Source organism: Devosia equisanguinis, assembly GCF_900631955.1.
GTDB classification, from domain to species: Bacteria; Pseudomonadota; Alphaproteobacteria; order Rhizobiales; family Devosiaceae; genus Devosia; species Devosia equisanguinis.
On sequence record NZ_UZWD01000017.1, the window covers coordinates 35045 to 48533 of the forward strand.

Here is a 13489-nt window from a genome sequence, read left to right on the forward strand (position 1 = left end):
TTCGGGTGAACGGCATCGTATCGAGAGCGCAGGCGTGCGAAGTCCAGTCCGCGCCTGCGCTTTAGCTGTCGACCCCGATGGGGCCATGGCCGAGCAGGAAGCTGGTGAAGAACAGCGACCAGTCATTGATGATATGGGCCAGCGACGACACCCAAAGGTTCCGCGTAAGCAAGTAGGACATGGTCAGGACGATCCGTGCGGTGCCGATGGTGACGAGGCACTGCAGGATGTTCCAGTCATAGGTCGGCAGGTGCAGTGCCGCGAACCACAGTGTGGACACCGCGACCGCTACAATAATCGCACTGTGACGTGTCATGCCGAGGCGGGTCGCGCATAGCCACATCACGCCCAGCAGCGGCAGGATGGTCACTACTTCCTCGCCGACCAGTTGGATCAGCGTCGGCGACAAGAAGACCAATGTCTCGACAAAGCCCATGCTCGCCACGCTGGTGACAACGTTGTTGGGTGTCATGTCGATGAAGCGCGACAGGATGAAGCCGGCAACAAAGGAACAGGCGATGGTCAGCAGCCCAAAGCCGATGGCGATGGCGATGTCTTTGGCGCCGAATGGTCGGAACATGGCCGGTGGACGCCAGCCGCTCACAGCCATGAGCGCGACGAGCGGAATAGCGGTGAACAGGGCGGCCGAGACGAAGTTCAGCGGGAAATAGGGGAATGGCCAGAAGGTCAGCACCAAGAAAGCCATTGCACAGCTGGCCACCACAAGCGCCCAGCCGCCCGGGGTAATCGCGACAGGCTCCCCATTGTAATACGGATAGTCTGGTCCGCCGTTCATTCCTGCCCCCGAATGCGCCAGTAGGCCCGCGCATCGGCGAACCCTCGCAGCAATTAGGTCACAGACTGAAAGCCGCCGTCCACCGTAAAGTGGAATTGGGCGCACTTGCGGCGACGACCGGCCAGCAGCGCCCCCGCATCGAGGTTCATCGCGATCCAACTGGACTGGAGATTGGCCCGCTAGGCAGTTGATCCGCCCCCGACGCTGTGGCACCAATCCGCCCATTGTCCAACGAAAGCCATTGCCTTGACCACGCAGCGTGAAATCGCCCGCCGGGCAAAGACATCGCTCAAGACCGTATCGCGGGTCATCAACCGCGATCCCCTGGTCAATGCCGAGACACGTGCGCGGATCGAGGCCATCATTGCCGAAATCGGCTATGAGCCCTCGCAAGCGGCGCGGATGATGCGCTCGCAGCGCAGCAACGTCATTGGCTTTCTCGCTGATGGCGTGGCCACGTCCAGTTCATCCATCGACCTCATTCGCGGCGCCCAGGACGTGGCGTGGGAACGCGGCAAGCAGATGATGCTGTTCAATATCGAGCGCGGCACAGCCAGTGCCGCCAATGCCGACAGCCAATTGGCGGCGTTTCGGGCCGAAGCCATCATCTATGCCGCCGTCTTCCACCAGGAAGTCGATCTGCCCGATACCGGCGTGCCGCATGTTCTGCTCAATTGCTTCGATGTGAAACAACGCCACACCGCCATCGTCCCCGACGACTACCAGCTGGCCTATGACCTGACCCTCACCATTTTCGAGCGTGGCTACAAGCGGCCGGTTTTCCTCAATCTCAATTCCGACATCGTCGCCAGCCATCTGCGCGCCAAGGGATTTGCCGATGCTGCAGCGGCCATGGGTCACGATGTCAGCGGTGCCATCCACACCGCTGTGGTGTCGCGCGCCGGAACGACGCCGCGCCTCGCCACCCACGATATCCTGCCGCCGCTTTTCGTCGGCGATCAACAGCCCGATCTGGTGCTGTGCGGCCAGGACACCATGGCCATGAATGTCTATTTCGAACTCGGCGAATTGGGCCGGAAGGTCGGTCGCGACATCGCCGTGGCCAGCTTCGACAATCTCGAACCCATTGTCAGCCTGCTTCAGCCGGGCCTGTCGACGATGGAATTGCCCTATTATGAAATGGGGCGGACGGCGATGAACCTGGCCATCGATGGCGGGGAAGATCGCCAAGTCCTTCGCCTCAAAGGCAAATTCATCGAACGCGCCTCGATGTAACCTCCAAAATCGCATTGCAGCTATGCACTATTGACAACGTGAGACATTCTGCATTAGCAATTGTCTCACGTTGTCATAAAGCGATAACGCCGCTTTCGGAGGAGATTATCGATGAAGCATGCCCTTTACGCAGGGGTGGCTCTGGCCGCCTGCGTCATGTCCTCGCACGCCTTTGCCGGCCAGCTGACCGCCTGGGTGATCGATGGCGATAGCGAAAAACCCTATTTCACCCAGCTCGAAGAGAGCTTCAACGCCAAGTACGGCGCCGAAGGCATCACGCTCGATGTCGTGCCGATCCCGAGCTACAACGAAGCCATTCAGGCAGCGACCCTGTCCGGCGGACTGCCCGACGTGATCATGCTCGATGGCCCCAACATGGCTTCCGTGGCCTGGGCCGGCACCATCCAGCCGATCGGCGATCTGCTCGATCCCGAAATCATCGCCGACCTCCTCCCTGCCATCAAGGCGCAGGGCACCTATGGTCCGGAAGAAGAGTTCTACTTCGTCAGCCCTTATGACTCTGGCACGATCCTGTGGGGCAACAAGGCGCTGCTCGAACAGGCCGGCGTGCGCATCCCGACTACCGTCGAAGATGCCTGGACTCGCGAGGAATTCGCCGATGCCCTGGCCAAGCTGAAGGCACTGCCCGGCATTGAATGGCCGCTCGATGTCAAGATGAACTATGGCGCCGGCGAGTGGATGACCTACGGCTTCTCGCCCTTCGCCCAGTCCAATGGCGGCGACATCATCGATCGCACCACCTGGGTGGCCGATGGTACCATCAACTCCGAGGCCAATATCGACACGCTGACCACGCTCCAGAACTGGAACAAGGCCGGCTATATCGTTCCGGCCAGCGCCGGCGACAACAAGTTCTATGGCGAGAAGACTGCCGCCCTGTCCTGGGTCGGCAACTGGATGTGGCCGGCCCATCGCGAAGGCCTGGGCGACGATCTCGTCCTGATCCCGCCGCCGGCATTCGGCGCCAAGGGCCCGATCTCGGCCAATGGCGGCTGGGGCTGGGCAGTCCCCACGTCGTCCACCAATCTCGATGACGTCAAGGTCTTCCTCAACTACGCCATGTCGAGCGAACAGGTCGCGGCCTATGCCGACACCACCGGCTATGTCCCTTCGCGGGCCTCGGCCATTCCGCTGTCCAAGACTTATGGCGAAGGCGGCGAAGGCGAGATCTTCGCCAAGCTGGCCGGCTGCTGTGCCGTCGTCCGTCCGGTGCACCCGGCCTATCCGGTGATCACCAATGCCTGGGCCACCGCAGTGGTTAACGTCCTGTCCGGTGATGTCGACGTGAAGGCCGAGCTCGATCGCGCCGCCCAGACTATCGACCAGGACATTGCCGACAACGACGGCTATCCGCCTTTCGGGCAGTAAGCCGCATCACGGGCGCGCTTCCTCACGGCGCGCCCGTATTCTTTTCAGGGGCCGAACCAAGGCCGGAGGATTTCTCATGCGTATCAGGACCAAGGGGCAGGGCCAGGAGCTGGCCATGCTGCTGCCGGCGCTGATCTTCATCACCGCCCTTATCGTCTTACCCTTCCTGCTCTCGGTCTGGTTCTCGTTCACCGACCAGCGCCTGGTGCCGCGTCCGATCCCCACCAAGTTCATCGGCACCACCAATTACGAGCGCATGTTCGTCGATCCCCTGTTCTGGCAGGCGATCTGGAACACGGTGCTGTTCGCGCTGATTGTGACGCCGGTGCAGCTGGCCATGTCGCTGGGCGCCGCGCTGATCCTGAATTCGGCCATTCCCTTCCGCGGCTTCTTCCGCTCGGTCGCCATTCTGCCGCTGCTCCTGCCGATGACCGTCATCGTCTCGATCTGGGCGGTGCTGTTCCGCATTCCCTCCGGTCCGTTCAATGCGGTCTATCAGTGGTTCGCCGGGCAGGGCGCCTATGTCGATTTCCTTGGCAATCCGTCCACCGCCATGCTGTCGGTTGTGGCGCTCTCCGCCTGGGCCACCTTCCCCTATCAGATGCTCATCTATCTGGCGGGTCTGCAGGACATCCCACAGGACCTTTACGAAGCCGCCAAGCTCGACGGCGCCAAGCGCTGGCAGCGTTTCCGCTATGTCACCTGGCCCGGCCTGCGCAACGTCAACATCTTCCTGATCATCATCACCACGGTGGGTGCGCTGAAGCTGTTCACCCAGGTGGATATCCTCACCAAGGGTGGACCCAACGGGGCCACGACGACGATCATCCATTACCTGTTCAAGCAGGGCTATGCGACCCAGAAGGTCGGCTATGCCTCGGCCGTCGCCGTGTTCTTCTTCCTCGCCGTCACCGCCATCGCGCTGTTGCAGCGCCGGTTCCTCAAGAATGAGGGAGAAGCCTGATGCGTATTCCCCGCGACGCTATCCTGCCGTCCCTGTTCGCGCTGGTCCTGGCGCTGGGCGTCTTGTTGCCACTCCTCATGATGGTCACCATCAGCCTCAATCCCAACGAGCAGGACATCATGGTCTCCATGGGCTCGATCCGCTCGTTCATTCCCCATGTCCTGAGCCTGCAGAACTATGTCGAAGTCTGGACCGACCCGGTGCACCCATTCGGCCGTTACCTCGCCAATACCGCCTTCATCACCTTCTCGACGCTGGTCCTGTCCATCCTGTTCAATTCCATGGCCGCCTTCGTGCTGGCCCAGGGAACTCTGGCCATCCGCAAGCCGGTGATGATCCTGATCCTCGCTACCCTGGCCGTGCCCGGGGAAAGCCTGGTGCTGCCGCAATTGATGATGGCCGGTTGGCTGGGACAGGTCGACAGCTACCAGGTGCAGATCGTGCCGGGTGTCGCCAATGCCATGTCGATCTTCCTGTTCTACCAGTTCTTCTCGCGGCTGCCGAAGGAGCTCATCGAGGCGGCGCGCATCGACGGCTTCTCCTTCTTCCAGATCTACCGGCATGTCGCCATGCCGCTGTCCAAACCTGTCATCTCGGCTATTGCCGTCCTGCAGTTCCTCGAAATCTGGAACGCCTATCTCTGGCCGGTCATGGTCACGCGCGGCCCCGAATATCGGCCCCTGTCGGTCGCCATGTCCGCCTATTTCGGCACCAACCAGGCCGCCTGGGGCAATATCATGGCCTTTGCCGTGTCCATGGCCATCCCGGTCATCCTCTTCTTCCTCATTCTCCAGCGCCAGTTCATCGCCTCGGTGATGTCCTCCGGCGTCAAGGGCTAGGCCATGACTGAAAAATACCGCCCCAACCTGCATTTTTCCCCGCGTGCCGGCTGGATGAACGACCCCAATGGCATGATCCGCAAGGACGGCGTCTGGCACCTGTTCTTCCAGCACGATCCCGACAGCATTGTGCATGGGCCGATGCATTGGGGCCACGCCACCAGCACTGATCTGGTTCATTGGGACGAGCAGCCCATCGCGCTCTTTCCCACCGATCTCGGGACCTGCTTTTCCGGCAGCGCGATTGAGACGGACGATGGGGTAAAACTCTTCTACACCGCCCATAGCCGTACTCCTGCAGGCGAGGACTATCAGGTCCAGTGCCTCGTTCATGCTGACGCCGATATCGGTGCGTTCGAGAGCGATGGCGCCAATCCCGTCGTTCCCAATCCCGGCCTCACGGCCTTCCGCGACCCCAAGGTCATCTGGCACGCAGCGAGCGGCAAATGGGTGATGCTGGTGACCGAAGGCCAATCCATCGGCTTTTACGGCTCGACCGATCTCAAAAGCTGGACCCATCTCTCCAGCTTCGGTGAAAGCCATGGCCGCCATAGCGAAGGCCCTTGGGAATGCCCCGATATGGTGCCGCTGACGGCAGCCGATGGCAGCGTGGTCTGGGTACTCATCGTCGGCCTCAATCCCGGCGGTTATGCGCTGGGATCGGGTACCCAGTATTTCCTGGGCCAGTTCGATGGCACCAGCTTCACCAATGCCAATGCGCCCGAAACCGAGCTCTGGCTCGATTATGGTCGCGACTATTACGCCGCCCAGACCTTTTTCGAGCGCGGCGGCACCGAAACGCCGGTCGCCATCGCCTGGGCCAGCAACTGGCTCTATGCCCGCCAGACCCGCACTGCGGCGTTCCGCGGGGTCATGTCGCTGCCGCGCCAATTGCGGCTGGTCGATACGCCGGATGGCCTGCGCGTCGCTTGCCGCGTTCCGGCCGTGGCGGAAGCGGGTATTGCCGAAGCCGGACTGCCGGGCACCAAGCGCACCGACCTCATGGCCGATCTCGAAGTGGGCGAAGAGCTGGTGATCACCCTGTTCGGCGAGCGCGAGCCGAGCTTCGTCGTCCGTCGTGCCAGCGTCGGTCGAGGCAGCATCCGCACTATTCGCCATGCGCTCGACGGGCTCGACCACTTCGCGCATGACTATGCAGTCGATCTGCCCTGGCCAGAAAACGGCATGCTCGATCTCACTGTTTATGTCGATCGCGGGCTGGTTGAACTCAGCGCTGCCGATGGGCTGGTGTGGATCACCAACCTGTTCTTCCCGGCCGATCCGGAAGCCCCGCTCGCCGTGGGCCTGTTGGAGCCGGCCAATGCGTAGCCTTCTGGCCGCATTGCTTCTGGGCACCTGCGCCTCCGTTCAGGCGGCGCCGCTCTACTTCGCTGGCGAAACCGCCGGCGTCGGTGATCCCAATCCTTTTTACGAAGACGGCACCTATTCGGTGTTTTACCTGCAGAACCAGGGCCGTCACCCCTGGTTCATGTCTCAGAGTTCCGATCTCGGTGAGTGGTCACAACCGGTCGAGACCGTCCCTGTGGGCGAAGCCGGCGCGCCCGACTACTGGACTGGTAGTGGCAGCGTCATCGCTGACCCCAAAGGCGGCTATCGCCTTTATTACACCGGCCACGATCCCGAAGGCCGGCCGAAGGAAGTAACCATGGAGGCCCGCTCCGCAACGCTGGCTGGACCCTGGACGAAAATTCCTGAAACCACCTTCGCCGGCCTTCCCAGCTATGACGAATGGGATTTTCGCGACCCCTTCGTGTTCTGGAACGAGGATGCCGACGCCTGGTGGATGCTGCTGACGACGCGGCACGACGGCAAGGCCGCCATCGGCCTCTACACCTCACCCGATCTCGGCCAATGGGCCGCTGCTGATCCGATCTACGCCGAAGAATCGCCCCTCAATCTGGAAGTGCCCGACCTGTTCAGCGAGGGTGATGACTGGTTCCTGCTCTATTCCGATCAGCGCGATAATGCGCGCCAGGTCCGCTATCTCACTGCCGAAACCAGCGTCGGGCCCTATGCCTATGGCGCCTACGATGCTCTCGATGGTCGCGGCTTCTATGCCGGCAAATCCGCGGGCACCGGCGATGAGCGCCTGCTGTTCGGCTGGGTGGCGCACAAGAATCTGCGCAAGGATGCGATGAACCTCGTCTGGGGTGGCGATCTCATCATGCACGCGCTCAAGCGAGCCGATGATGGTGCTCTGGCGGTCAGCCTGCCCAAAGGCCTCGCCAACCAGTTCGACACCGCGCGCGTCACGCTGTCGCCGGAAAACCTTGAGATCGGCACGCCCGAGACCGCCTTGCGCGCGCGCGCCGCGCTTTCGGTAGAACCCGGTACCCGCTTCGGCCTCAGTTTCACCGCCACCAATTCGGGCCGCGTCAGCACGCTGGAAATCGACACGACCAAGGGCGAAGCGGCTTTTCTCTACAATGGTGACCCCAGTGGCGCGCCGCGCGTCGCCTTTCCGCCCAGCGCTGACGGGGCTTACACGCTCGACCTGGTCATCGATCCCGATCTGGGTCTGGGCGTCCTCTATATCAACGATTTTCGCGCCCTGAGCTTCCGCTACTACCGGGTGGGCGCCACCACTGTTTCGCTGTTCGCCGATGACGGTTTTGCCACGCTCGATGGCACCGTGTCCCTGCGCAGCACCGATCGCACCGAGGAGAAGCCCAATGGCTGATGTCGTCTTCACCGCCGTCCAGAAACGCTATGGCGCCGTCGAGATCATTCCCGGTCTCGATCTGGCCATCCCTGATGGCTCCTTCACCGTCTTGGTCGGGCCCTCGGGCTGCGGCAAGTCCACGCTTTTGCGCATGATTGCGGGCCTCGAAGAAGTCTCTGGCGGCTCCATCCATATCGGGGGCGACGACGTCACCACCCGCGATCCCTCCCAGCGCGGCATCGCCATGGTGTTCCAGTCCTACGCGCTCTATCCGCATATGAGTGTCGCCGACAATATCGGTTTCGGCCTCAAACTTTCAGGTATGCCCAAGGCCGAGATCGCGGCTCGGGTAAAGGATGCGGCGGACACCCTGCAACTCACCCATCTGCTCGATCGCAAGCCCAAGCAGCTGTCCGGCGGCCAGCGTCAGCGCGTCGCCATTGGCCGCGCCATCGTGCGCAAACCCAAAGTGTTCCTGTTCGACGAACCGCTGTCCAATCTCGACGCCGCCCTGCGCGCCCAGATGCGCGTCGAACTGGCCGAACTGCACAGCCGCATCGGCGCCACCATGGTCTATGTGACGCACGATCAGGTCGAGGCCATGACCATGGCCGACCGGATCGTCGTGCTCAATGGCGGCCGCATCGAACAGGCCGGCGCGCCCATGGAGCTCTACCGCAAGCCCGCCACCCCCTTCGTTGCCGGCTTCATCGGTTCGCCCAAGATGAATTTCGTCACCGGTCCCGAAGCCGAGAAACTTGGCGGTGAACTGGTGGGCGTCCGCCCCGAGCATCTGCGTATCGACGAGACCGGTCCCTGGACGGCGACCATCCGCCATGTCGAACATCTGGGCGCCGAAACCCTCATCCACGCCGATGCCGAAGCCATCGGTCCCATCACCATCAAGGCCGAAGGCGATGTGCCCCTGGCCAGCGGCAAGTCCATCCGCATTGGCTTCAAGCCCGAAGATCTCCACCGCTTCGTCGGCGGCCGCCGGCAGGAATAGGGCTTTCAGAACCGAGACGGCCAGCCTATTGCAGAACGGAGCGCAGGCCTGCGGCGAGGTAACCCGCCCATTGGCGCCGCCCAGCCTCCTCGGCGATCAAGTCGTTGACGATTTCGAAGCCGCAGGCCGGTTTGCCTGAGCTCCAGCAATGGTAGTCGAGCGTGAAGGAGCCGCCGCCGATGCCGCTATAGGGGGCATTGTCGGCAATGGTCAGGCCGAATTGGTCGCCCAGGCTCTGCGCCAGCATCCGCGCAAAGCCGCTATCCTCATGCCAGATCGTGCCGCCATCCATGGTGCGCATGCTGCCCAGCGCCAATTGCCTGGTGCAGGAATGCAGCGCGAAAAATGCCGGATTGGCATGGCGTGCCCGCATCGCCGCCCATTGCTCCGCCACAGCGGCATGAAACGGCCAGAAATAGCGCTCCTGCCGGTCCATCCGGTCTGCCTCGGACAGGCAGATATTTCCGGGGATAAGAACGCCATCGCTGCTTTCCGGGATAGACTGGCTGTCGGCAATCCAGCGATTGGTGTCGAGCACCAGTCGTGACTGCCCGGTCAGCACGGCGGGGGCGTCCAGCGCGGCCGAGAGCATCCGCACCACCGGTTCGATGCCGAGGTCGAGCGCGATGTGGAGGGTGTCGCAGCCGGGCGCCAAACCCAGTCCGCTCAATGCGGGCGGGATATGCGCGCTGGCGTGATCGCACACGATGAGACAGGGGAATGAGCCGTTCCCATTGATGATCTCGATCATCTCAACTCCATTGGGCAGCGACGCACACGGGCAGGCGACGCAAGTTTGTGCACCATGCATGCAAACGAAGCATTTGCTATTTAAGGTACGATATTTCGAACGAAGTTCTGTCGCGATATGATTCTATAGCAATTTTTTCCATTATCGTTCATATTTTTAGAATGCAAGCTGAAGAGCAATTTGCTTAAGTGGCGGCGCATCAAAAAGGGGGAACGTAATGTCCAGAATGCTTCTCGCTCTGTTTCTCGCCACCACTGCAATGGCTGGCACCGCGTCCATGGGAGCAGCCCAGGAGCTGCGTTTCGCCTCGAGCGGCGATGCCGTGTCCATGGACCCCTATATCCGCAACGAGGTCTTCACCTACAGCTTCCTCGGCAATGTCTATGAAGGTCTGGTGCGCCGGAACCCGGATTTGACCATCGCGCCGGAACTGGCCGAAAGCTGGGAGATGGTTTCCCCGACCCAGTGGCGCTTCCATCTGCGCCAGGGCGTCAGCTTCCACGATGGCAGCCCCTTCACCGCCGATGACGTGATCTTCTCGGCCGACCGTGTGCGCGCCGGCGATTCCGATTTCAAGAACCGCCTGAGCGGCGTCACCGAAGTGGTCAAGGTCGACGACTACACCGTCGATTTCATCACCGCCGAACCCAACCCCATTCTGCACTTTACCTGGCCCAATTGGTACATCATGTCCAAGACCTGGGCCGAGGCGAATGGGGTCGCCGATGCCAGCCGCGCCACCGATGTCGAAAATTTCGCGACGCTGCATGCCAATGGTACCGGTCCGTTCAAGCTCGTGACCCGCGAGCCCGGCATCAAGACCACGCTTGAAGCCAATGACGGCTGGTGGAACGAGGCCAATAAGGCCGGTAACGTCGAGAGCGTCACCTATACCCCGCTGCCGAACGACGCCACCCGCGTCGCCGCCCTTTTGTCGGGCCAGATGGACATGGTCTATCCCATCCCGGTGCAGGACATTCCGCGCCTCGAGGCTGCGCCCAACGTCAAGGTTATCGCCGGCCCCGAAGTGCGCACCATGTATCTGACCATGAACCAGTGGAAGGATACGCTGCCCGGTTCCGCCGTCGAGGGTGAAAATCCCTTCAAGGACCAGCGGGTTCGCGAGGCCGTCTATCGCGCCATCGATATCGACCTGATCAATCAGCGCATCATGCGCGGCCAGGCCACTGCCGCCGCCCTGATGGTTGCCCCTGGCGTCAATGGCTTCACCGACGAGATCGAGCGCTATGCCTACGATCCGGAAAAGTCCAAGGCGCTCCTGGCCGAGGCGGGCTATCCCGATGGCTTCAAGCTGACCTTCCAATGCTCGAACGACATGTATCTCAATGACGAGGCCATCTGCCTTGCCATCAGCTCCATGCTCGCCCGCGTCGGCATCGAGGCCGACACCAATGTGCAGGCGCGCGCGCAATATCTCGAAGCCGTGCTCTCCCCGAACATGGATTTCGGCCTCGCCATGCTGGGCACCACCCCGGCAAGCCTCGACAGCCACATTGCGCTCTTCTCGCTGCATATGTGCCCACGCCTGTCCGAGGATCGTCCGATCTGGGCAGCCGATGACATCAAGAGCTTGGTGGCCGGTACGTCCAACTATGCCGGCTACTGCAATCCGGAAGTCGATGCGCTGTCCAAGCAGATCCTCAGCGAGACCGACGAGGCCAAGCGCGACGAGCTGATCAAGCAGGCCTGGACCATCACCACCGATGATGTGGCCTATATCCCGCTGATGCAGTCCTGGTCGGCCTGGGCCACCGCCGCCAATGTCACGCTCGAGCGCCGCGCCGACAACGTCTTCGACTGGCGCTACGTCACCATCGACTGATTTCGGTTTCCGGGCGCGGTATTGCCGCTGCGCCCGGCCTTTCCCGTCAACGCCGACCCGAGGCCGGTATGCTTTCCTTCCTGTTCAGGCGCCTGGTGCAGTCGGCCTTCGTGCTGCTGGTCGTTGCGCTGCTGTCCTTCATCATGTTCCGCTATCTGGGCGACCCGGTCGCGCAGCTGGTGAATGAAGATGCCACCTATGCCGACCGCATGGCGCTGCGAAACCAGATGGGGCTCGACGAGCCGATCTGGGTGCAGTTCGCCCATTTCGTCGGCCGCGTCCTGCAGGGCAATTTCGGCCTTTCCTATCAGATGGGCCAGCCGGTTTCCCGCCTCCTGGCCGACCGCCTGCCGGCCTCGATCGAACTGAGCCTCGTCGCCTTCGGCATCTCGCTGGTGCTCGGCATTCCCATGGGCATCTATGCCAGCCTCAAGCCCAACAGCTTTGGCGCTCGCGCCATGATGATCCTGTCGCTGGTCGGCATTTCCTTGCCCACCTTCTTCATTGGCATCATGCTGATCCTTTATTTCGGCGTCGAACTCGGTTGGCTGCCCACCTTCGGACGTGGCCAGGTGGTCAATGTCCTGGGCTGGCCTACCGGCCTGCTCACCGTTTCGGGGCTGCAATCCATCATCCTGCCGGCCATCACGCTCGGCTTGTTCCAGCTCACTTTCATCATGCGCCTCGTGCGCGCCGAAATGCTGGAAATCCTCAAGACCGATTACATCAAATTCGCCAAGGCCCGTGGCCTCAGCGCCCGCAAGGTCTATTTCGGCCATGCCCTGAAAAACACCATGATCCCGGTCATGACCATTGCCGGTCTGCAGCTGGGCTCGATCATCGCTTTCGGCATCATCACCGAAAGCGTGTTCCAGTGGCCGGGCATTGGCTTGCTTTTCCTGCAGGCCGTCTCGACCGTAGATATCCCGGTGATCTCCGCTTACTTGCTCCTGGTCGCGGTGATCTTCGTCACGGTCAATCTGATCGTCGACATCCTCTATTTCCTCATCGATCCGCGCTTGCGCGTCAACGCGAGCTGAGGCCCGCCATGTCAACCGCTACCAAAACTTCGCTTTTCGCGCGCATGACCGATAGCGAGCTGTTCTATCGCTACATCAATTCGCCCACCACGGTGATCGCTACCATTATCGGCCTGGCCATGGTGCTGGCGGCGGTGCTGGCGCCCTGGATCGCGCCGCAAGACCCGTTCAACATGGCCGAGCTGGATCTGTGGAACTCGCTGCTGCCGCCCGCCTGGCACGAAGGGGGCGACATGCGCTTCCTGCTCGGGACCGACGATCAGGGCCGCGACCTGCTCTCGGCCCTGCTCTACGGCACCCGCACTTCGCTGATGGTGGGCGGCATCTCCGTGCTTATCGCCGTCGTCGTGGGCATCGCGGTCGGCCTGATCGCCGGCTATGTCGGCGGCGCCTTCGACGCCATCGCCATGCGTATCGTCGATATCCAGATGACCTTCCCGGCCATCATGGTGGCGCTGTTGATCGACGGTGTCAGCCGTAGCGTGTTGCCGCGCGACCAGCATGACAGCCTCGCCATCTTCGTCATCATTTTTGCCCTCAGCCTTTCCATCTGGCCGCAGGTTGCCCGCACCGTGCGCGCCTCCACCATGGTGCAGGCCAAGCGCGAATATGTGCTGGCCGCGCAGGTGATCGGCATTCCCCCGCTCACCATCATGTTCCGCCATGTGCTGCCCAACGTTCTGGGCCCGGTGCTGGTTATCGCCACCATCAATGTCGGCCTCGCCGTGCTGGGTGAAGCCACCCTCAGCTTCCTCGGTGTCGGCATTCCCGCCTCCCAGCCGTCGCTGGGCACGCTCATCCGCATGGGCAATGGCTTCCTGTTCTCCGGCGAGCAATGGCTGGTGATCTTCCCCGGTATCACGCTGGCGCTGCTGGTGCTGTCGGTCAACCTGACTGGCGACTGGCTGCGCGACGTGCTCGACCCCAAGCTGCGCTGAGGAG

At 62.0% G+C, this 13489-nt stretch carries 12 protein-coding genes; 10 read left to right on the forward strand and 2 right to left on the reverse strand.

The window, feature by feature from the left end:
• Window positions 1-61: 61 nt before the first annotated feature.
• On the reverse strand, window positions 62-796 hold the full coding sequence (locus tag DEVEQU_RS05135; RefSeq protein ID WP_164550257.1) for a CPBP family intramembrane glutamic endopeptidase: 735 nt from the start codon (window positions 794-796) through the stop codon (window positions 62-64).
• 246 nt (window positions 797-1042) lie between these two features.
• Here DEVEQU_RS05135 and DEVEQU_RS05140 point away from each other — a divergent pair, with 246 nt between their 5' ends.
• The 7 genes from DEVEQU_RS05140 to DEVEQU_RS05170 all read left to right on the forward strand — a co-directional run bounded on the left by DEVEQU_RS05140 (window position 1043) and on the right by DEVEQU_RS05170 (window position 8913).
• Window positions 1043-2032, forward strand: coding sequence for a LacI family DNA-binding transcriptional regulator (locus tag DEVEQU_RS05140; RefSeq protein WP_126149508.1), 990 nt, complete (start codon window positions 1043-1045; stop codon window positions 2030-2032).
• Between the two features lie 111 nt (window positions 2033-2143).
• Window positions 2144-3421, forward strand: coding sequence for an extracellular solute-binding protein (locus tag DEVEQU_RS05145; protein WP_126149509.1), 1278 nt, complete (start codon window positions 2144-2146; stop codon window positions 3419-3421).
• A gap of 76 nt (window positions 3422-3497) precedes the next feature.
• Entirely contained in the window at window positions 3498-4385 is an 888-nt protein-coding gene (locus DEVEQU_RS05150; protein WP_126149510.1) for a carbohydrate ABC transporter permease, read from the forward strand.
• Complete coding sequence (locus DEVEQU_RS05155) at window positions 4385-5224, forward strand: carbohydrate ABC transporter permease (RefSeq protein WP_126149511.1); 840 nt, start codon at window positions 4385-4387, stop codon at window positions 5222-5224. Before DEVEQU_RS05150 ends, DEVEQU_RS05155 begins: the two co-directional genes overlap by 1 nt.
• A gap of 3 nt (window positions 5225-5227) precedes the next feature.
• On the forward strand, window positions 5228-6553 hold the full coding sequence (locus DEVEQU_RS05160; RefSeq protein WP_126149512.1) for a glycoside hydrolase family 32 protein: 1326 nt from the start codon (window positions 5228-5230) through the stop codon (window positions 6551-6553).
• Complete coding sequence (locus tag DEVEQU_RS05165) at window positions 6546-7925, forward strand: glycoside hydrolase family protein (protein WP_164550258.1); 1380 nt, start codon at window positions 6546-6548, stop codon at window positions 7923-7925. Before DEVEQU_RS05160 ends, DEVEQU_RS05165 begins: the two co-directional genes overlap by 8 nt.
• The gene (locus DEVEQU_RS05170; protein WP_126149514.1) at window positions 7918-8913 is read left to right on the forward strand and encodes an ABC transporter ATP-binding protein; all 996 of its coding nucleotides are present in this window, start codon (window positions 7918-7920) and stop codon (window positions 8911-8913) included. The genes DEVEQU_RS05165 and DEVEQU_RS05170 overlap by 8 nt, the downstream gene beginning before the upstream one ends.
• A 25-nt stretch (window positions 8914-8938) precedes the next feature.
• Here DEVEQU_RS05170 and DEVEQU_RS05175 read toward each other — a convergent pair whose 3' ends face one another.
• On the reverse strand, window positions 8939-9664 hold the full coding sequence (locus DEVEQU_RS05175; RefSeq protein ID WP_164550259.1) for an N-formylglutamate amidohydrolase: 726 nt from the start codon (window positions 9662-9664) through the stop codon (window positions 8939-8941).
• A 217-nt stretch (window positions 9665-9881) separates the two neighbouring features.
• Between DEVEQU_RS05175 and DEVEQU_RS05180 the strand changes: the two genes are divergently transcribed.
• The 3 genes from DEVEQU_RS05180 to DEVEQU_RS05190 all read left to right on the forward strand — a co-directional run bounded on the left by DEVEQU_RS05180 (window position 9882) and on the right by DEVEQU_RS05190 (window position 13485).
• Window positions 9882-11507 carry an ABC transporter substrate-binding protein gene (locus tag DEVEQU_RS05180; protein WP_206437792.1) on the forward strand — a complete coding sequence of 542 codons (1626 nt, stop codon included), beginning with the start codon at window positions 9882-9884 and terminating at the stop codon, window positions 11505-11507.
• A gap of 68 nt (window positions 11508-11575) precedes the next feature.
• Window positions 11576-12547, forward strand: a complete 972-nt coding sequence (locus tag DEVEQU_RS05185) for an ABC transporter permease (protein WP_126149516.1) — start codon at window positions 11576-11578, stop codon at window positions 12545-12547.
• 8 nt (window positions 12548-12555) lie between these two features.
• Complete coding sequence (locus tag DEVEQU_RS05190; protein WP_126149517.1) at window positions 12556-13485, forward strand: ABC transporter permease; 930 nt, start codon at window positions 12556-12558, stop codon at window positions 13483-13485.
• The last annotated feature ends 4 nt before the right edge of the window (window positions 13486-13489 follow it).